This is a genomic window from Gilliamella sp. wkB292 (assembly GCF_001690235.1).
GTDB classification, from domain to species: Bacteria; Pseudomonadota; Gammaproteobacteria; order Enterobacterales; family Orbaceae; genus Gilliamella; species Gilliamella apicola_F.
Genome location: NZ_LZGO01000068.1, coordinates 65,566 through 86,180 on the forward strand (window position 1 = coordinate 65,566; position 20,615 = coordinate 86,180).

At 35.1% G+C, this 20,615-nt stretch carries 20 protein-coding genes; 13 read left to right on the forward strand and 7 right to left on the reverse strand.

The window, feature by feature from the left end; all coding sequences use genetic code 11:
- Positions 1–35: 35 nt before the first annotated feature.
- Positions 36–806, reverse strand: a complete 771-nt coding sequence (gene agaR, locus A9G09_RS08955) for a transcriptional repressor AgaR (protein WP_065634544.1) — start codon at positions 804–806, stop codon at positions 36–38.
- An 807-nt stretch (positions 807–1,613) separates the two neighbouring features.
- On the opposite strand from agaR, the gene A9G09_RS13025 reads away from it, so the two are divergent.
- Positions 1,614–2,039, forward strand: coding sequence for a hypothetical protein (locus A9G09_RS13025; RefSeq protein ID WP_065634488.1), 426 nt, complete (start codon positions 1,614–1,616; stop codon positions 2,037–2,039).
- A gap of 207 nt (positions 2,040–2,246) precedes the next feature.
- Here the strand turns inward: A9G09_RS13025 and A9G09_RS08965 are convergent, their stop codons facing one another.
- The 4 genes from A9G09_RS08965 to A9G09_RS08980 all read right to left on the reverse strand — a co-directional run bounded on the left by A9G09_RS08965 (position 2,247) and on the right by A9G09_RS08980 (position 6,438).
- Entirely contained in the window at positions 2,247–3,428 is a 1,182-nt protein-coding gene (locus A9G09_RS08965; protein WP_065634489.1) for an ABC transporter permease, read from the reverse strand.
- On the reverse strand, positions 3,428–4,546 hold the full coding sequence (locus tag A9G09_RS08970; protein WP_065634490.1) for an HlyD family secretion protein: 1,119 nt from the start codon (positions 4,544–4,546) through the stop codon (positions 3,428–3,430). The genes A9G09_RS08965 and A9G09_RS08970 overlap by 1 nt, the downstream gene beginning before the upstream one ends.
- 75 nt (positions 4,547–4,621) lie before the next feature.
- On the reverse strand, positions 4,622–5,119 hold the full coding sequence (locus tag A9G09_RS08975) for a MarR family winged helix-turn-helix transcriptional regulator (protein ID WP_081297529.1): 498 nt from the start codon (positions 5,117–5,119) through the stop codon (positions 4,622–4,624).
- A gap of 296 nt (positions 5,120–5,415) precedes the next feature.
- A complete protein-coding gene (locus A9G09_RS08980) occupies positions 5,416–6,438 on the reverse strand; it encodes a DUF4272 domain-containing protein (protein WP_065634492.1) in 1,023 nt (340 codons plus the stop codon).
- Positions 6,439–7,118: 680 nt separating this feature from the next.
- Between A9G09_RS08980 and rplU the strand changes: the two genes are divergently transcribed.
- The 4 genes from rplU to cgtA all read left to right on the forward strand — a co-directional run bounded on the left by rplU (position 7,119) and on the right by cgtA (position 9,922).
- Positions 7,119–7,427, forward strand: coding sequence for a 50S ribosomal protein L21 (rplU, locus tag A9G09_RS08985; protein ID WP_025314436.1), 309 nt, complete (start codon positions 7,119–7,121; stop codon positions 7,425–7,427).
- Positions 7,428–7,442: 15 nt separating this feature from the next.
- Positions 7,443–7,703 carry a 50S ribosomal protein L27 gene (gene rpmA, locus A9G09_RS08990; RefSeq protein ID WP_034915250.1) on the forward strand — a complete coding sequence of 87 codons (261 nt, stop codon included), beginning with the start codon at positions 7,443–7,445 and terminating at the stop codon, positions 7,701–7,703.
- An 87-nt stretch (positions 7,704–7,790) separates the two neighbouring features.
- Positions 7,791–8,759 (forward strand): DMT family transporter, encoded by a 969-nt coding sequence (locus A9G09_RS08995; protein ID WP_065634545.1) that lies wholly within the window; start codon positions 7,791–7,793, stop codon positions 8,757–8,759.
- Positions 8,756–9,922, forward strand: a complete 1,167-nt coding sequence (cgtA, locus tag A9G09_RS09000) for an Obg family GTPase CgtA (protein WP_065634493.1) — start codon at positions 8,756–8,758, stop codon at positions 9,920–9,922. Before A9G09_RS08995 ends, cgtA begins: the two co-directional genes overlap by 4 nt.
- Before the next feature lie 640 nt (positions 9,923–10,562).
- On the opposite strand, the gene smrB is transcribed toward cgtA, so the two are convergent.
- Both smrB and nth read right to left on the reverse strand, forming a co-directional pair.
- Positions 10,563–11,093 (reverse strand): endonuclease SmrB, encoded by a 531-nt coding sequence (smrB, locus tag A9G09_RS09005; RefSeq protein ID WP_065634494.1) that lies wholly within the window; start codon positions 11,091–11,093, stop codon positions 10,563–10,565.
- 6 nt (positions 11,094–11,099) lie between these two features.
- Positions 11,100–11,738 (reverse strand): endonuclease III, encoded by a 639-nt coding sequence (gene nth, locus A9G09_RS09010; RefSeq protein WP_065634495.1) that lies wholly within the window; start codon positions 11,736–11,738, stop codon positions 11,100–11,102.
- A 255-nt stretch (positions 11,739–11,993) separates the two neighbouring features.
- Here nth and putP point away from each other — a divergent pair, with 255 nt between their 5' ends.
- The 8 genes from putP to bamB all read left to right on the forward strand — a co-directional run bounded on the left by putP (position 11,994) and on the right by bamB (position 20,608).
- On the forward strand, positions 11,994–13,487 hold the full coding sequence (gene putP / locus A9G09_RS09015; RefSeq protein WP_065634496.1) for a sodium/proline symporter PutP: 1,494 nt from the start codon (positions 11,994–11,996) through the stop codon (positions 13,485–13,487).
- Between the two features lie 50 nt (positions 13,488–13,537).
- Entirely contained in the window at positions 13,538–14,812 is a 1,275-nt protein-coding gene (tyrS, locus tag A9G09_RS09020; protein ID WP_065634497.1) for a tyrosine--tRNA ligase, read from the forward strand.
- Between the two features lie 4 nt (positions 14,813–14,816).
- The gene (gene pdxY / locus A9G09_RS09025) at positions 14,817–15,683 is read left to right on the forward strand and encodes a pyridoxal kinase PdxY (protein WP_065634498.1); all 867 of its coding nucleotides are present in this window, start codon (positions 14,817–14,819) and stop codon (positions 15,681–15,683) included.
- Positions 15,684–15,741: 58 nt separating this feature from the next.
- Entirely contained in the window at positions 15,742–16,176 is a 435-nt protein-coding gene (locus A9G09_RS09030) for a RodZ family helix-turn-helix domain-containing protein (protein ID WP_065634499.1), read from the forward strand.
- Between the two features lie 86 nt (positions 16,177–16,262).
- Positions 16,263–17,372, forward strand: a complete 1,110-nt coding sequence (gene ispG, locus A9G09_RS09035) for a flavodoxin-dependent (E)-4-hydroxy-3-methylbut-2-enyl-diphosphate synthase (RefSeq protein ID WP_065634500.1) — start codon at positions 16,263–16,265, stop codon at positions 17,370–17,372.
- Positions 17,373–17,396: 24 nt separating this feature from the next.
- The gene (gene hisS, locus A9G09_RS09040) at positions 17,397–18,674 is read left to right on the forward strand and encodes a histidine--tRNA ligase (RefSeq protein ID WP_081297530.1); all 1,278 of its coding nucleotides are present in this window, start codon (positions 17,397–17,399) and stop codon (positions 18,672–18,674) included.
- Between the two features lie 18 nt (positions 18,675–18,692).
- Positions 18,693–19,409, forward strand: coding sequence for a tetratricopeptide repeat protein (locus tag A9G09_RS09045; RefSeq protein ID WP_065634502.1), 717 nt, complete (start codon positions 18,693–18,695; stop codon positions 19,407–19,409).
- A 26-nt stretch (positions 19,410–19,435) separates the two neighbouring features.
- A complete protein-coding gene (bamB, locus tag A9G09_RS09050) occupies positions 19,436–20,608 on the forward strand; it encodes an outer membrane protein assembly factor BamB (RefSeq protein WP_065634503.1) in 1,173 nt (390 codons plus the stop codon).
- Positions 20,609–20,615 lie beyond the last annotated feature (7 nt).

Sequence of the window (20,615 nt, forward strand, 5' to 3'; positions counted from 1 at the left end):
TAGTGATTAATTTGTTTTGATAAAAATAAAGTCGTTTATGAATCTGCAATAACGACATTGATGCCTAATGTATGTAATTGCGTTAAGTAGTCTTTTGGAATTTTTGAATCAGTAATTAGCGTATTAATACAATTGATCTTTTCGATCATACAAAAACTTTTACGACCAAATTTGGTCGAATCGGTAATAGCAATAATGTCGCTTGATACTTGACACATTATTCGATTAACAACAGCTTCAGCAAAATTAGGTGTTGTTATCCCCGCATTTAAGTCAAATCCATCAACGCCTAAAAAGAGCTTATTGAAGTGAAACATTTTTAGTTGCTCTTCAACAGTAGGACCTGAAATCGAGTAGGCTTTTTTTCTAATATTGCCACCAGCAATAATCACATCAATATCAGTATTGGTTGATAAGTCGTAAGCAATATTGATAGCGTTGGTAAAAACAATTAGGTTTTGTTTTTTATACAAATATGGCACCATGGCTGCTGTTGTTGAGCCAGAATCAAGGATAATACGATCGCCATCTTGTACTAGCTCAGCAGCTTTTTGGGCTATTTTATTTTTTATGTTTGAGTTGATGCGGCTTTTATCTAACAGTGGTTTATCAAAGGCAAAAGCCTTATTTAATATAGCACCACCATAACAGCGTAACACGCAGCCTTTATCTTCTAAATGACGTAAATCATTACGAATAGTCACTGTTGATACTTTAAATAATTTACTCAACTTATTAACCGAAACTGTATTTTGGTTATCAAGTAAATGAATTATTTTTTCTCGGCGTTGCAGTGTGGTCATCATTTCATCATTCATAACACGTTCATTCACATTGCTTTCATTAAGTTATTAAATTTAAACACACGAAAGACAATGAAAATGATAGATAAGTCACAAAATGCTTTTATGAAAATAACGGTACATATTGCTTTCTTTTTTAAATTAAACGAAAGGCGTGAAAAAATAGGAGAAAACAAAAAATAGAATATTATTAGTAAATTTAGGCTGTTAGGTAATTGTTGATAAGAGGTAAAAGAAAACAATTTGACCTATTTACAATATAGTCTATTTCGATTAGCGGAGTGATCTTGATCACAAGTTTTATCTTTTCATATAAATATGAATGTTTTTAAAAAGCGTGTATTTGTGGTTATTTAGATTGTGGATTGTTTATGCAAAACTATTTTGTTATTACAAATATTGTATCTGGGTTAAAAGGATAATGCGGTGACTTTATTTTTTATATCTATAAGGGACTTTTTTTGATTTCAAATTGTAAACACTTGATGTTTAGGGTTTTTATCGTTTTAGTAATAATTTTAAAGAGATATTTGATGCAGGATGCTTTAACATTCCTACGTAACATTAAGGACATATTGTCTGTAACCCTCCTTTATGTATTATCCCGAATTATAGAGTAATACTAAATGTTTTTATACTTAAACACATAAGGTTCCTTAAAATTTCTGTCAGAAATTTATTTTGCAATTTTCTAGTTTTTGATGCAATTGGTTCATTGACCGTTTTATTGAAGCGATTATGTTTGAATCTTATTATTTAAATCAATAAAATCACATGACATTACGAAAAATAAGTGATTTAGGGAAGAAAATGAAAAAGTTAATTATTGCATTGTTAATTATCAGCTTTCTTGCTGGTTGCTCAACTACTCCGACTTTATTGAGTGAAGCTAAGTATGCCCCAAAAGAGAGAATTCTAGGATTTGACAATAGAGTCGATAATTATGCCAATTTGGTATTAATAAGAGATAAAGGCTTTGTCGGTAGTGGCTGTTATATTAATGTATTCATTAATGGTAACGAGGCAGCAAAGCTAGAAACAAAAGAGTATGTTTCATTGTATGCACCTAGTGGAAACATTTTAGTTGGCGCATCAATACAAGGAAAGGGATTGTGTAGTTTCAATGCACCTCGTCGTGAACGTGAATTTACCCTTAACAATGGCGAAAGAAAAGTGTTCCGTTTGTTTATAGATCAAAATGGCAATACAGATATCTTGCCAACGACTATATATTAATATGTTGACCAGAATATAGTACAAAAAGCATTTTATTATTGTCGTATTTGAATTGAGATTTAAGAGGGGACAGATTATCCCCTTTTGGGTTAACACGTTATCACCAAAATTAACAATATCTAAATTATAAAGAATAAACAGTACCCAATTTTGTAAAAACGTTAAGAAAATAAATGCGTTTCAGTATAAAATTTTAGTGTATTTTAACTAATAATCTTTTATCTGGTTTACATTTTCAATACCTGTTTTCTTTCTAACATGATTAATCACCATCATGACGACAAAAGCAATAATGGTTAGATAGATAATAAACATGCCATATGTTGCTAACATATCAATTAATGAACGTCCTCGCATGGCAAAATCTCGGAAAAAGCGAAAAAGCCACACTAAAGGAAAGGCATGACTGATATAATAAGCCCATATTGGCATGATACCTACGGCCATGGTTGATCCTCCCATGATAAACCCAGGTGGTACCAAAAAGATCATACGACTAGCACCTTCACCTGGGTTGTTGGTGTTCCAAGATAGCAATAAACCTAACCAGCCAAAAGCAAGTCCTGTCATAAAAATACTCGGCACAAAAGCAAAATAATTACCATCAAAGCGTAATTGTCCAAATATTACTAATATAGCCGTAATTAAAGTTAGCCCTGTTGTATAAAATAGTGCATAAGGTACTGTTCTTGCCAATAATGGCATAAAACCTCGCTCTAACACCGTTTGCCACATGCCTGTTACTTTTAGGCGACCTATGATCATTAACGATGTTAAACCATAAGTTAAAGAAGAAAAAAAGTAGACAAAATAAATAATGGTCGATATGGTCGAAGAACTTGCTGGGTTAAACATATACCGTGTTTTGATTTGCATTGGTGATAATGCAGCCTCAGTGCCTTCACGACCTAATCCTAACGCAGAAACACGACTAACACTTAGCTCAGCACCTGATTCAGGTATATATTCATTCAGGCTTTGTAACACTTTAGCATTTTGCGCGTCATTGGTGTCATCAGCAAAATAACCTAAACGAACGGTCTGATCGCCTTTTTTTAAACTTTTTTCTAAGCCTTTAGGAATATATAACACCCCCAAATTACGATCGTGTGACACTAGGGTAATCGGATTAACCGGCGATCTTATCACTTCAGCAACTTGGATATAAGGTGAAGTGTTCACTTTACTAATTAATTCAGTGGAATATTTTGAACCATCAAGATCAATTACCGCAATTTTACCTTCAAACACGGCTCCATGACTAAGAACGAGCGAAAAAATGAGTGCAACAATTGCCGCTAAACCGATCGCTACTTTATAATAAGGTATAAAGTGACCGGACAGCATAGCATCAAGCTCTTCAAGCATAGATTTAATCATGTTTTGCATTATCGATCGACCTCTAATGTCATGCCCGTTAATAAGTGTGGGATAGGATCAACATAAATTCTAACTTGATAAGATGTTAAGTCGGCTTGTCCTCTTTCTCGAGTCATGCGTAAATCAGCAAAAGACGGCGCCGCAGTCGCAAATCTAACCTTGCCTTTAACTGTTTTATCAAGCGCAATTACATTAGCACTTACGCTAGTACCTGGTTGGAAATCGTTAACCATCTTTTCATTGACATAAATATCAACATATTGACGATCAGTTTCTAACAGCACTGCTGGTGCGCCAGTAGGAACTAATTCCCCTTCTTCATACATCAGTTTTAAGACTTTTCCATCTTCTGGCGCGGTAAGGGTTAATCGTTGATAATTGATCTCAAGTTGTTTTAATTCTGCTTGTGATTGTGCTAATTGTGCACGCAATTGTGCTAATTGATTTTGACGATTTTCAATATTATGACGCGCATTAATAATCGATTGTAAAGTCATGCCGGTAGCATTTTTAGTTTGAGCAAATTGTTTTATTTGATCTGGTGTTGCACCGACCATTAATGTAGCTAATTGACTTTGTAATTGGATAACACTCATCTTAGTTGAAATATAAGTATTACGCGTACTGTCTAATTGCGATTGTGATGCACCACCCGTTTTACGAAGTTGGGTGTGGCGATCATATTCTGTATTTGCAAAATCTCTTGCTGAAATTGCCGCATCAATATTAGCTTGTGTTGATTCAATATTTCGCCACGTTGATACTTCTGATAGGTTAGTTTCATCTTCAGCAATTTTTATTGCGGCCTGTTCTTGATTAATTGCCGCTTCTTGACCTGCTATTACTGCTTTAAGTTGATCAATAGCAAGCTGTGTATCGGTATCTTCCAGTACCATTAAAACATCACCTTTTTTCACATGTTGTGATTCTTGGACGGTACGTTTTAACAATTTACCACTAACATTTTGGAAAGCGACATTAATTTCATCAGCAGTGAGTACACCTGATTTAATGCTTTTGGCAACCGATACAGCGTCGTTTCGAGAACCAAAATAAATTAATGTTGATCCTAATAAAAGCAGTAGTAAAAATATAACGGGGATTTTAATATTTTTTGGCATATTCATTATAGCTTATTTTCCATTTATTTAGTCAGCTAAGTATTAAGATAAAGTAATATGACTTTAAGGTAATAAAGTCGTTTATTTTCGTAATAATTTACGTAACATCTGTATTAAAGATTCTTGTTCTTGGCTATCTAAAACTTGAGCAAAAGCTCGGATAGCTTTGAGATGATTGGGTAATGCGTTATGAATAAGTTTAACGCCAGCATCAGTTAAAGCGATCAGACGTGTACGGCCATCTTCTCCACTTTTGCTCATCGATATTAAAGGGCTTGATGCTGCAAGCATTCGCTTGACCATAATTGAAACGGTTGCCGGTGTTACGCCTATTCGTAATGCTAAATCGCTGGCATTAGTTTCGCCTTCAGAATAGAGCGACATTAATAATGCAAACTTGCCTTCAGATACACCATAATCTTTGGTTAACTGTGCATAAATATTTGCTCGAATTAAATCGGCTGTGGTGATCAAACTTAATACTAGATCCACACCCGAAACGTCAACAACATCATCATTAAATCTTTGTGCTCGTGCTAAAGTTTCACGAGATGGTAGCATTCTAGAATTGTAATTCAATTATCATTACTCAATTTATTTAGTCGGCTAATTATACAAATTTCATTACAATTATCAATTAATTTTTTACACGCTTTTTAGTGTCAAATATTAGCAAGTTTTGTTAAATAATTAGATTTTACGGATAAGATCTAACCGCAAGTATGTGCTTACTCCACTCCACATAATCCTTTAGTTAGGATTATGTGGATTTTAAGCAAAACATCTTGCAGTTAAAATCTAAATTATTGTGTTCGTTTGATGGCAATTCCCTCTATTTGTTCAGAAGGTTTATGGTTTTGAACAACGCTTATAAATCAAGTTGGCGTATCCACATCATCCCAATCAGCATTTTCAAAATTGGTTAGCCAGTTTAATGCGTAATGGCGTTCATAAATCACACCGCCGTTAATTGATGCAGGAAGCGCCTTATCCTCACGCCCGTATTCTCTTGTTAACCAATGTAAACGATAATGTAAATCTAAAGCATCCAATATTTCACTCACTGGTCTTAAATTGACAGACTGATTTGGTTGTTGGTTAAAGTTCAGTGCTTGATTAACTAAATCAGATGAATCACATACAGTATCAGCAAAAGGTAACTGAGATTGCCACTCAATTGCCCATTGTAAAGCTAATAAAGCTTCATATCGCCAAGACTTATTGATTACATCTTTTTGTTCTGGTTGTTTACTGTGGATAAACGCTTGTTCATTATTAGATAGTGCAGCATAACCGATCGGGCAACGCTGTTTAAACTCATCAGGATCGATGGGATCGTTTTCATAAAAGCCTTCTGCTTGAATGCCACATATCATCAAAGCTAAAGCTCGATGGGCTATCTCGTCAGGTGATCTTAATACTACTTCAGATTCAGCAACGACAGGCGGTAAACTGGTGGGAACGTTTATACCAAGTTCTTTTAAATATTGTTCTGTTTTTGCTTTACGTTGTTTTGCATCTAAAGGATAAGGCATGATGGCATTTTTATCAAACTTACCATAAGGATCTTGCAACACATCGCCGTCAGGGTTACGAATAGTATTGTCATATAGATAAATAATTACGTTAGCTCGCCAGCCCCAATCGGTGAACTGATCAAATTTATCTTCGTCAATTTCAATACTAAACAGATGCCGTACTCTTTGTATATGACGATATAAAGCATAACGACGAGAATTCATCTCCCCGTCTCCTGCGTTCATAACAAAACCGATAAAATCATCAAGGTGATCGGGAAGTTCAGATGATTCTAAGCTTAGTTGATTAAGTAGTTTACACGGAAAATCAATAGCAGGTGGATTGGTGAGGGTTGAGTAAGCAGTAATTAATGTAGACATTTTAAACTGACCTTATCTTAAATTTCATGTATATAGAAGTATAAAATTTATCATAATAAAAATAAGTTTTTTATCAAGTAATTAATTTGTTTATATTAATTAATAAAAGGGAACATTTTATTTATGCAACGAGGTTAAGTCATACTTGGCTTTTTTATTGAATTTACTGTTTACAATATAAACAACCTTCTATTATTTTTCTGACAGTTTAATAACAAATATCTTAATATCATCTAATTGATGATACGGCATTTTATTTGATGTCATTGTGGTTAAAATTTGATGGCATTTCAGTTTAATTAATCATGGATTAAGCTTATCGGTAAATATACTGCATATTCTTGTTATCTGATTAGAGTAAGTAAAAAAGTGAAACTAAGCTATTTCACTTGAAAACCAAGAGCGGTTATAATTGATACACGACAGCGTAGCTTTATTTTTACCGCGTTAAGACTCAATAGTATTTGATAATAAATATCGTAAAAGAAATAATCATTTATCGTTATTCTAAGTTGAAAAGTGTATGCCTCTGATCTTTTTTGTAACTTTTTGCGATCTTTTAGAAATCAGAGCTTGCAACAAGGATAAATTTTGCGTAAAATTCACGCCCTATAAGATTAATCAATGCAGACATATATTTTAAATCAAGTAATCGTCTGCTTTTTATTGCGGAGTTAAGTATGTACGCAGTTTTCCAAAGTGGTGGTAAGCAACACCGAGTTAGCGAAGGACAAGTCGTTCGCTTGGAAAAAATTGAAGTCGAAACCGGCGCAGAAGTTGTTTTCGATAAAGTTTTAATGGTAGCAAATGGTGAAGACATCAAAGTTGGTGCTCCGTTTGTTGAAGGTGCAACAATTAAAGCAGAAATTGTTGAACACGGTCGTGGTGACAAAGTGAAAATTGTTAAATTCCGTCGTCGTAAACACTATCGTAAACAACAAGGTCACCGTCAGTGGTTCACTGATGTGAAGATCACTGCAATCGCTTAATAGGAGTATCGAACAATGGCACATAAGAAGGCTGGTGGTTCATCACGTAACGGTCGTGATTCCCAAAGTAAACGTTTAGGTGTTAAACGTTATGGTAGTCAAGAAGTTCTTGCTGGTAATATTTTAGTTCGTCAGCGTGGAACTCAATTTCACCCAGGTACTAATGTAGGTTGTGGTCGTGACCATACCTTATTTGCTTTAATTGACGGACAAGTAAAGTTCGAAGTTAAAGGTCCTAAAAACCGTCGGTATGTTAGTGTCGTTGCTAACAGCTAATTAGAAACGGTTTAAAAAAATTATAGAAGCCTCACAGTTATTGTGGGGCTTTTTTCATTTCTTAAATTTTATATAATATTATCTATTATGATAAAACAGCAAAATGTAAAATTAGGTTTTGCATTAGCCATGTTAACTGCGGTTATGTGGGGCATAGTGCCAATTGCAATGAAATATGCATTAGCCGTTGTTGATCCATTGACTTTAGCATGGTCTCGGCTAGGGATGTCTGCGATTGGAATTACGATATGGCTTGCTTATAAAAAGCAATTTCCTAATTTAATTATGTTTAAAAAACGTCGCCGTTTTATCTTATTAATGATTGCCGGGTTTGGTTTGCTCGGTAATTTTGCGTTATTTGCTAGCGCTGTTCAATATCTATCGGCGACAACTGCGCAAGTTGTTGGCCAAACCGGTATTGTAATATTTATGATAGCAAGTGCTTTCATCTTTAAAGAAAGATTAAGACCAACCCAAGTTATTGGTATTCTGGTATTGTTAACTGGTTTAGTACTATTTTTTAATAAAAATATTGTTGACCTTTTTTCTAATATGTCTACTTATGGTATTGGTGTTTGGCTGGGCTTGCTTGCATCTGTTTCGTGGGCCAGTTATGCTCTTGCGCAAAAGGTATTATTACGTAAATTGCGTGCAGAACAATTACTTTGGTTAATTTATCTAATTTGTACTGTATTTTTATGGCCACTTGCTTCGCCAAGTAAAATTGCTCATGCTGATGCAACACAATTATTTGCCATTATTTTTTGTGGTTTAAATACCATTATCGCTTATGGCGCATTAGTAATGGCTATGGAGCGTTGGCAAGCTGCTCAAGTTAGTGCTATAACAACACTCACACCGTTGTTTTCATTGATCTTCTCTGATTTATTTGCATTAATTTGGCCAGAAAAGTTTGCCATGCAATATTTAAATATTTTAGGTTATATTGGCGCAATATCGGTTGTTGCCGGGGCGATGTTTGCAACAATTGGGCACCATATTTGGCAACCAAGAAAAGGTTTGCTGATTAACCGAAAAAAAGAGGAAAATTTATGAAATTTGTTGATGAAGCTACAATTCGAGTTGAAGCCGGAGATGGTGGCAATGGTTGTGTAGGTTTTCGTCGGGAAAAATATATACCTAAAGGTGGTCCAGATGGTGGTGATGGTGGTGACGGTGGTGATGTATTTTTTGTTGCCGATGAAAACTTGAACACCTTGGTTGATTTTCAGTTTGAAAAAAATTATCGAGCTGAACGGGGGCAAAATGGGCAAGGTTCTGATTGTACGGGTAAACGTGGTAAAGATATTACCGTTAAAGTGCCAGTTGGGACACGAATTACCGATAAATATACTGGTGAAATCATTGGTGATTTAACTCATCATCAACAAAAAGTCTTAGTTGCCAAAGGTGGCTTTCATGGCTTAGGAAATGCTCGTTTCAAATCGTCAGTTAACCGCGCACCAAGACAGAAAACCGATGGTACACCAGGTGAAAAGCGAGATGTTTTATTAGAGTTATTATTACTTGCTGATGTGGGGATGCTTGGTTTACCTAATGCGGGTAAATCAACGTTTATTCGTTCAGTATCAGCAGCTAAGCCTAAAGTTGCAGATTATCCTTTTACAACATTAGTACCGAGTTTAGGTGTGGTTAGAATGGATAACGAACAAAGCTTTGTGGTTGCTGATATCCCTGGATTGATTGAAGGTGCTGCTGAAGGGGCTGGGCTGGGAATTCGCTTTTTAAAACATCTTGAACGATGCCGGGTATTAGTCCATTTAGTTGATATTGCACCGATTGATGGTTCCGATCCTGTTGAAAATGCAAAAGTGATCATTCAAGAACTCCATCAATATAGTGAAAAACTAGCCACTAAACCACGTTGGTTAGTGTTTAATAAAATGGACGTATTAGGTGAAGAAGAAAGCGCTAAACGAGCAGCCGAAATCGCGAAAGCACTTAATTGGGATGATAAATATTATTTGATTTCTGCGGTCAATCATGAAGGTGTAAAATCTTTGTGTTGGGATCTGATGGAATATATGAATGCTCACCCACGAGAAATTGAACAAGAAGAAAACTCACCCGAAAAAGTTGAATTTATGTGGGATGATTATCATCAACAAGCTATGGACGATGCTTTTGATGACGATGATGATTTTGACGACTGGGATGAAAGTGATGAGGAAGGCGTGGAATTTATTTACCAAAAATAGATGTTGATATGCATTTTTTATTCTTTACAAAATTTAATTTCTTATAAAAAAGCAGGGTTATTGTCTGCTTTTTTAACTGTTTTTTCTAAATATTATTTATTGTCAAAATTAAAAACCATTGAGTTTGAAAGTTTTTTTACCCTTTTTTTGAAAAAAGTCAAAAATAATGCTTGATTTTAGTAATGAGAATTATTATCATTAATTTGTACTTTGTTAGAGCTCGCAAGACTTCTGAAAAAGTATGACATTGCTCACATTGCTTCCAATGTTTGCCAGCCTAGCACTAACTAAGCTGGCTTTTTTCATTTATCACTAAGCTAAATCCGTTTTTTGTATAATTGATAAGCCACTTATTATTGTGCGCTATTGCATTTATTCCATTAACCAACAAAGCCAAATTTTAAAATAATGTATTAAATTCTAATACACTATTTAGAAATATCATGCATAAATGTTGTGACATCGTTAAATAGAGATCAAAAAATTTAATATAATAATAAATAATGCTATTTTTAATTAGACCTAAGTCTATATACTTTTTAGGGTATGAGTATTATTAGTTTTATAAAAATAGCGTTGAATCAACATATACAACCATTTTGCTCAATTCAAATAATTGTTGGGATAGAATTAGCAATATCTATTGATTAATTATATCAAATAAAATCAATAATGCTGCACTGCCGCCAAATTCTTTGGGAGCTTGATGAAAACAGATTATATGTGGATGCTGAGCTAACCACATTGGCGTTTGTTTTTTTAAAATATTCTTACCATGACCATACATAATACAAGCACAGTGTGCACCTTCTTTTAAGCAAGCTGCGATAAGGGCTGCTATTTCCTTTTTTGCCTCTTGTTGGGTTAAACCATGTAAATCTAAAAAAAATTCGGGATCGTAAAAACCTCGTCGTAATTTCTTGAGTTCAAAAGGATCGGCATTTTCTCGTATATAACGAATTGGGTCATCTTGTAATAGTGGTTGATAGGTGTCAGAAAAATAGAACTCAGCATGACCTTTTTCATGCTGAAGTTTTTGTGTTTCCATTATTTTTTGTGACCGTTTTTGCGGTTGATGAATGACAGTATCTTGTTTTAATTTTTTAGTATGACCAATACTACTTTTAAATAAGTTTATATCTTCGTCATCCAATGTATATTTATTTGTCATTGATTATCACTCAGGGTAGATTTTTTCTTTAAATTCACATAAATCTTCAATAACACAAGACCCACATCTTGGTTTTCTAGCAATACAAGTATATCGACCATGTAAAATTAGCCAGTGATGGCAGTTTAGTTTGTACGCTTTAGGTACAACTTTTAGCAATTTTTCCTCGACTTGCTCTACATTTTTGCCGGGGGCAAAACCAGTCCGGTTACATACCCGAAAAATATGGGTATCAACTGCAATTGTAGGCCAACCAAAAGCTGTGTTAAGTACTACATTAGCGGTTTTCCTACCAACCCCAGGCAGTTCAATTAATGAATCAAAATTTTCTGGCACTTGACCTTGGTATTTATTGACTAATATCTGGCAAGTTTTAATAATATTTTCGGCTTTACTATTATATAAACCGATGGTGCGGATATAACTTTTCAACTTATCAACACCCAGTGCTAATATTTGCTCGGCTGTGTTAGCAACAGCAAATAGCGGTTTGGTTGCTTTATTAACACTAACGTCAGTTGCTTGAGCAGATAATACAACAGCAATAAGTAATTCAAAGGGTGTTTGATATACTAGTTCTGTTGTGGGATCTTTAATATGTTCTTTCAGTCTTTCTAGAATCTGAATTCGAGTTGATTGTTTCACAAACTAATTATAATCAAAAATAGTGGTTTATTGGGCTAACATTATATACTTTATTTGGACTTTATCGGTAAGTTAAATTGCGTTATTTAAAATAAATATAAGCAATACTATATGACTATTAGCCAATACTATAATGTTTATAACGGTTTGCTATTGATCTTTTATTGATTCAAATACCTAAATAGCCTGCTTTTTAGCATCGTCTTTTTATGATAAGCTACCCCACTATTTCAATTTCATAATACAAGGTTTTTTATAAAAATGTCGTTACCAATGATTGTCACCTTTAGTGTGTACATTTTAGGGATGATTGCGATCGGTTTTTTTGCGTTTCGTGCAACGCAAAACTTTGGTGATTATATTCTCGGTGGGCGTCGTATCGGTAGTGTTGTGACAGCACTTTCAGCCGGTGCTTCTGATATGAGTGGCTGGTTGTTAATGGGGCTTCCCGGTGCCGTTTTTTTATTCGGTATTTCTCAGAGTTGGATTGCTATTGGTTTGATAATCGGTGCTTATCTAAATTGGTTACTAATTGCTGGCAGGTTACGAGTTTTTACCGAAATTAACCATAATTCTTTGACATTACCGGACTATTTTGCCCGACGATTTGATGATAAGAGCTCTTTACTGCGTATTATTTCGGCAGTAATTATTCTAATCTTTTTTACTATTTATTGTGCTTCAGGTGTTGTTGCTGGCGCAAAATTATTCGAAAGTACATTTGGTATGAGCTATGGTTGGGCAATGTTAGCTGGTGCTGGCGCGACTATTGCCTATACTTTTATTGGTGGTTTTTTAGCGGTGAGCTGGACTGATACGATTCAAGCTAGTTTAATGATGTTTGCCCTGATTTTAACCCCAATTATGGTTATAGCTAATGCAGGTGGTTTTAATGATGCTATTGTCCATATTGAATCACTTAATCCCGATTATATAAATATCTTTGCCCATATGGACTTTATCTCTATTATCTCTTTATTAGGATGGGGATTAGGTTATTTTGGTCAACCACATATTTTAGCAAGGTTTATGGCTGCTGATTCACACGAGGTAATGAAAAATGCTCGTCGAATTAGTATGACATGGATGATTTTATGTTTAGTTGGTGCCATTACGGTTGGTTTTTTTGGAATCGCTTATTTTGCTAATAATCCAGATTTAGCTTACTTAATTAATAATGGTAAGCATGAACGTATTTTTATTGAGCTATCAAAATTACTGTTTAATCCTTGGATTGCTGGTATTTTACTTGCTGCAATTTTAGCCGCAGTAATGAGCACGTTAAGTTGTCAGCTACTTGTTTGCTCAAGTGCCTTAACTGAAGACTTTTACCGTGCTTTTTTAAGACCAAACGCTAAACAGCGCGAACTTGTTTGGGTAGGGCGTATTATGGTGCTATTGGTTTCGGTTATCGCTATTTTATTAGCTATCAATCCTAATAACAGTGTACTTGATTTAGTTAGTCATGCTTGGGCAGGATTTGGTGCAGCTTTTGGACCAATTATTGTTTTTTCTGTATTTTGGTCAAGAATGACACGTAATGGTGCATTAGCGGGAATGGTGATTGGTGCAATAACCGTGTTGCTGTGGATCAATTTTAATTGGTTTAACCTTTATTCACTTATTCCTGGATTTTTATTTGCATCTATTGCCATTGTGGTTGTTAGTTTATGCGATAACAGACCTAACGAAATTGTGGCAGATCATTTTAAAAAGGCGTATAAACGTTTTCATAATAAAGCGGAATAAAATTTTTATTTAAAGTAAACTCTAAACGTAACAAAATATAATAGGTAAATATCATGACAAAAAATGTGATCAAACAACTGCAAGAGCGTGGACTGATTGCTCAGCTTACTGATGAAAAAGCACTGGTAGAACTCATAGAACAACATCCCATTGCGCTTTATTGTGGTTTTGATCCTACTGCCGATAGTTTGCATCTTGGTCATTTAGTCCCTTTACTTTGTTTAAAACGCTTTCAATTAGCTGGCCATAAACCGATAGCTTTGGTCGGTGGCGCAACGGGTTTAATTGGTGATCCGAGTTTTAAAGCAGTTGAACGTAAACTCAATACAGAAGAAACAGTTGTTGAATGGAGTGAAAAAATTAAACAACAAGTGTCACCATTTTTAGATTTTAATTGTGGTGAAAATGCCGCCATTGTTGCCAACAACTATGATTGGTTTAGTGGTATGAATGTGCTCACTTTTTTACGTGATGTTGGTAAGTATTTTTCAGTCAATGCTATGATTAATAAAGAATCAGTGAAGCAACGTATTGACCGCGATGAGCAAGGCATTTCATTTACTGAATTTTCTTATAGTCTATTACAATCTTATGATTTTGCGTGCTTAAATAAATCTCACAGTGTCGTATTACAAATTGGTGGTTCAGATCAATGGGGAAATATTACCGCAGGTATTGATTTAACCCGCCGATTACATCAAAAACAAGTTTACGGTTTAACCGTTCCTTTAATTACAAAATCTGACGGAACTAAATTTGGTAAAACAGAAAGCGGTGCTGTTTGGCTTGATCCGAAAAAGACTAGTCCATATAAATTCTATCAATTTTGGATTAATACGGCTGATGCTGATGTATATCGCTTCTTAAAATTCTTCACTTTCATGCCATTAAGTGAAATTGATGCACTGGAAGAAGAAGATAAAAATAGTGGCGTTGCACCAAGGGCTCAATATGTATTGGCAGAGGAAGTGACTCGTTTAGTGCATGGTGAAGAGGGTCTTATTGCCGCAAAACGTATTACCGAAAGTCTCTTCTCAGGAAAATTAAGTGATTTATCGCAAGCTGATTTTGAACAGTTAGCGCAAGATGGTATGCCAACACTATCAATTGAAAGCGATGCTGATTTACAACAAGCTATCGTTAATGCTCAGTTTGCACCTTCCCGAGGTCAGGCAAGAACTATGATAGAATCAAATGCCATTTCGGTGAATGGAGAACGTAACTCAACAATTGATTACCGTTTTACTGATAGCGATAAACTGTTTAATCGTTATACTTTACTGCGTCGTGGTAAAAAATATTACTGTTTGTTAATTTGGGGATAATCGAGTGAAAAATATTTTATCGATCCAGTCACATGTGGTATTTGGTCATGCTGGTAATAGTGCGGCTGTATTTCCTATGCGTCGTATTGGTGTAAATGTATGGCCTTTAAATACAGTACAATTTTCTAATCATACACAATATCAACAATGGACTGGAGCGGTAATGCCAGCATCGCACTTAACTGAGATTGTTGATGGAATTAATCAAATTCATGAATTAAAGCGGTGTGATGCAGTTTTAAGTGGATATATGGGTTCGCCAGAACAAGGCAATGCAATTATTGAGATTGTTAAAAAGGTCAAAACGGTTAATCCAAATGCGATTTACTTTTGCGATCCTGTGATGGGACATCCTGAAAAAGGTTGTATTGTTGCGCCCGGTGTTGCTGAGTTTTTATGTAATACCGCTTTACCTGTTGCTGACATGATGGCGCCTAACATTCTCGAATTAGAAGAGCTGAATAATAAACAACACATTAATAATGTTGATGAAGCAGTTATTGCTTGCCGAAAAATTTGTAATAAAGGTCCTAAAGTTATTTTAGTCAAACATTTAAGTCGAGCAGGATATAACAAAGATAATTTTGAAATGTTACTAGTTACACAACATGAAGCTTGGCACATAAGCCGTCCATTAGTTGATTTTGGTGTCAAACAACCGGTTGGTGTCGGTGATATGACTAGTGGATTATTTTTGGCGAATATATTACTTGGAAAATCGCTTGTTGAGGCATTAGAGCATACTACTGCTGCGGTATATGCGGTGATGCTTGAAACTTTAAAACAGCGTGAATATGAATTACAATTGGTTGCAGCACAAAATGAAATTGAAAAACCAACTCATTGGTTTCGTGCAAAAAAAATTGATTAATTATTAAAATATGTGAAAATAAAACTAAATTGCGTTTAACAAAATAAATGAGGGGATAATGGATACTATATCATTAGGAGAAAAACTTTCAGATTTAAGGGAAAAAATGGGGTTAACTCAAGATGATATCGCCAATAAAATTCATGTCCGCAAAACGATTATTGAAGATATTGAAACCGGACAAATAATTACAACGCCCCTCGTATTTGTTAAAGGGTATATTCGTTCTTATGCTGAGCTTGTTGGTTTATCCGCTCAAGAGTATCAACCTTATATTGATCAGCTATCTGAGCAATATCCTTCCCAACAAAAGAGTAATTATCAATGTAATTATAAGCGTAAACGCGGAAAAGGAATCTGGTTTATGATTATTTTTGTCATTTTATGTGCATTAGGTATCACTCTATATTGTGTTAATAAAGCAAATAAAAGTAATTTTGTTGAAGTTAGCCATTATATTTCTCCCTCGACGTCTAACCATGTTAATAGTTAGCAAATTTTGTTATTCTCATACAGACTTTTGCTTTAAATCTTGTTAAGATTACTGGCTAGTTATTTTGTAATATAATTAGGCAGGTTATGAGTCATCAAGATTCACCGATTATTAGACGAGAATCTACAAGGATTTATGTTGGCAACGTACCTATAGGTGGTGGTGCGCCTATAGCAGTTCAATCGATGACCAATACTCGTACAACTGATGTTGCCAAAACAGTTGCTCAAATACAAGCACTTGAACGCGTAGGTGTTGATATTGTGCGAGTATCAGTTCCAACTATGGATGCAGCTGAAGCGTTTAAATATATTAAACAACAGGCTAAAGTTCCACTCATAGCTGATATTCATTTTGACTATCGTATTGCTTTAAAAGTTGCTGAATATGGTGTGGATTGTTTAAGAATTAATCCAGGTAATATTGGTAATGAAACCCGAATTCGCTCAGTTGTTGATTGTGCAAAAGATAAAAATATTCCGATAAGAATTGGCGTTAACTCGGGTTCTTTAGAAAAAGATATTCAAGAAAAATATGGCGAACCGACACCTCAAGCAATTGTTGAATCGGCGATGCGGCATGTGGATATACTTGACCGGCTTGGTTTTGAACAATTTAAAGTAAGCGTTAAAGCATCGGACGTTTTTACTGCGGTAGATGCTTATCGATTATTAGCGAAGCAAATTAAGCAACCCTTACATTTAGGTATTACTGAAGCGGGGGGCGTGCGTAGTGGTGCGGTAAAATCGGCAATAGGGTTAGGTTTACTTCTGTCTGAAGGTATTGGTGATACGCTTCGTGTATCGTTAGCGGCAGACCCGACTGAAGAAGTTAAAGTCGGATTTGATATTTTAAAATCGTTACGTATACGCGCAAGAGGGATCAATTTTATTGCATGCCCTACCTGTTCAAGACAAGAGTTTGATGTAATTAATACTGTAAATATATTAGAGCAACGATTAGAAGATATTATTACGCCAATGGATGTCTCTATTATTGGATGTGTTGTCAATGGCCCTGGTGAGGCACTCGCGTCGACAATGGGCGTTGCTGGTGGACATAATAAAAGTGGCTTTTATGAAGATGGTGTGCGTATAGGTCGAATTGATAACGAAAAAATGATTGATGAATTAGAATCCAAAATTCGAGCCAAAGCCTCGATTTTGAAAAACCGAATTGTAGCAACTGAATTATAATTTTATTTAATAGCGAATAAACAAATGGCAGAGAAAAAAATCCAATCAATACGGGGAATGAATGATTTACTCCCAGCAGATAGTGCAAGTTGGCAACAGATTGAAAAAATTGTCAAAGGTGTTTTAAATAGCTATGGCTATAATGAAATAAGAACCCCTATTGTTGAAGATACAGCACTATTCAAACGAGCCGTAGGTGAAGTAACCGATATTGTTGAAAAAGAGATGTATACTTTCAATGATCGTAATGATGAAAGTATTACCTTACGTCCAGAAATAACTGCTGGTTGTGTACGAGCAGGTATTGAACATGGGCTGTTTTATAACCAAGAACAGCGCCTTTGGTATTTAGGTCCTGCTTTTCGCTATGAAAAACCGCAAAAAGGACGATATCGTCAATTTCACCAATTTGGTGTTGAAGTCTTTGGACTTGAAGGACCCAATATTGATGCTGAACTGATATTGTTAACTGCACGCTTTTGGAAAGCTTTAGGTATTGAAAAACATACTTCGCTAGAATTAAATTCAATCGGTTCACTTGAGGCAAGAGCGAATTATCGAAAAGCTTTAGTTGACTTTCTTGAGCAACATAAAGATAAATTGGATGAAGACTGTTTACGTAGAATGTATACTAATCCACTAAGAGTCCTTGATTCAAAAAATCCAGTAGTACAAGAGTTGCTTAACCAAGCGCCAAAATTATTTGATTATTTAGATGACGATTCTAAGCAGCATTTTGAAGGCTTATGTCGATTGTTAGATAATGCAGGAATAAAATATAATATTAATCAAAGATTAGTTCGCGGTTTAGATTACTATAATCGTACTGTTTTTGAATGGGTAACAAGTAGTTTAGGTGCGCAAGGGACTGTTTGTGGTGGCGGTCGTTATGATGGACTGGTTAGCCAACTCGGTGGGCAACCTACACCAGCAGTAGGATTTGCGATGGGGCTTGAACGTTTAGTATTATTAGTTCAGGCGGTAAATCCATCATTTACGCAAGAAAACGCGATTGATATCTATATGATTTCATCAGGCGATGAAAAAACGATTTCAGCGGCACAATGTATTGCAGAACAATTACGTGATGGATTACCTAACAAGCGAATTGTAACTAATTATGGATCGAGTAATTTTAAGAAACAATTTGCGAAGGCAGATAAATTAGGTGCTAAAATAGCCGTCATTATTGGCGAAAATGAAATTGCAAACCAAACAGTCACGATTAAAAACTTGAAAACAGGTGAACAAATTGAAGTTGCAAAGGCCAACATTGTTCAAACTTGTTTATCAGTAGAATAAGGAAAATAGGAGAAAAAAGTGAGTCATCAATTAACCAGTGAAGAACAATTTTCGATGATAAAAGAATTTCTTGCTAAGACATGGAAAATTATTGTAGCAGTTATCGTAATTGGATTATTAGGCTTTTATGGATGGCGTTACTGGCAATCTTATAAAGTGAATCAATCAATAGAATCATCAGATCGATATGAGCAATTAATTAAAAATTTAGATGAGACAAAATCCGATTCTGTCAATGAATTAGTTGCCTTTGCTAAAGATAATGATACTGTTTATAGTGTATTTGCTAATTTACGTGCAGCTAAGTTTTATGTTGACGTATTAAAAGATTATGCTGGCGCACAAAAATTGTTAACTGACTCGCTAAAAAAGACTGATGCAGAACCGATAAAATCGCTTATTTATATTCGTATTGCTCGCTTACAAAATCAACAAGGTCAATATCAAGATAGCTTAAATTCGTTGACCAATATCACTGAAAAAAGTTGGGCGCCAATTGTTAACGATCTGCGTGGTGATATATTTGTCAAATTAGAGCGTTACAGTGATGCAGTTGATGCATATAATCTCGCTTTAACTTCAGGAACAACTAAAGAGTTAGAAACAAATATCAAAATGAAGTTAAATCAAGCTGAATATTTAAAAGCTAAACAACAAGTTGAACAAGAAGAACAAGCTAAAACTGAGCAAAAAGCTCAGACACAACAAGCAACAACAGAACAAAATAAAAATTAATTTATCCTGCTATAAGGGTCTTTAAAATGAAGTTATCAAAATGTTTTTTTACCGGTGTTTTAATGTTCTCACTTGCTGGATGCTCGTTATTTGGTGGTGAGGAAGATGTTGTTCAAATTTCACCATCACCGACAGTCAACAATCAATTTCCTATTCAACAAATTTGGCGAAATAGTACATCTGGTAATACGCAAATTTACTCTTTATTAGGACCGATCAATTATGATAATGCTATTTATGTAGCGAGTCGTAGCGGTCAAGTAAAAGCCCTTGATTTATCAAGCGGTAATACGATTTGGGATATCAATTTATCACAAAGCACCTTATTTAGCAGTAAAACAGCTTTATTTTCTGGTGGCGTAAGTGCAGATGATAATTATGTATATGTAGGAAGTGAACGAGCAGTTGTTTATGCTTTAGAACGCAATAGTGGTAAAGTGGTCTGGGAAAAACCGGTGAAAGGTGAAGTCTTAGCGCGCCCTGTATCTTCAGAAGATAAATTAATCATACATACTGCTAACGGTGTACTGCAAGGACTTAATCGTAATACCGGTGACGAATTATGGGATGTGTCTTTTGATGTTCCTGCTTTATCTTTAAGGGGTAATTCAACACCAACTATAGCGCATGGTGCAGCAATTGTCGGTGATGATAATGGGCGTGTTGACGCTTACTTTATTAAAGATGGACAACTTATTTGGCAGCAGCGTATTTCGCAGCCAACGGGTTCAACTGAAATTGCAAAATTGAACGATGTCGATTCTACCCCAGTTGTTGAAGGCAATCTTGTTTATGCTGTAGGGTATAATGGTAATGTTGCTGCATTAGATTTAAGTAATGGTCAAGTTGTATGGAAAAAACAAATTGGCTCAACGCACAGTTTTGCAGTTGATTCTCATCAACTATTTGTTGTTGATCAAGATGACAATATCCAAGCTATCACTAAAAATGGTGGGGCTGTTGATTGGACTCAATCCAGTCTTTTACATCGTCAATTAACCGATCCTGTTGTGTATCAAAATTACATTGTAGTGGGTGATTTTGAGGGTTATTTATATTGGCTAAATAAAGACAATGGTGAAATTGTTGCAAAAACACAAGTAAGTAGTAGTGGATTAATCTCCCGACCATTAGTTGTTGACAATAAATTAATTGTCCAAGCAAAAAATGGTGATATTTACGCATTTATAAAAAATTAAGGTAATT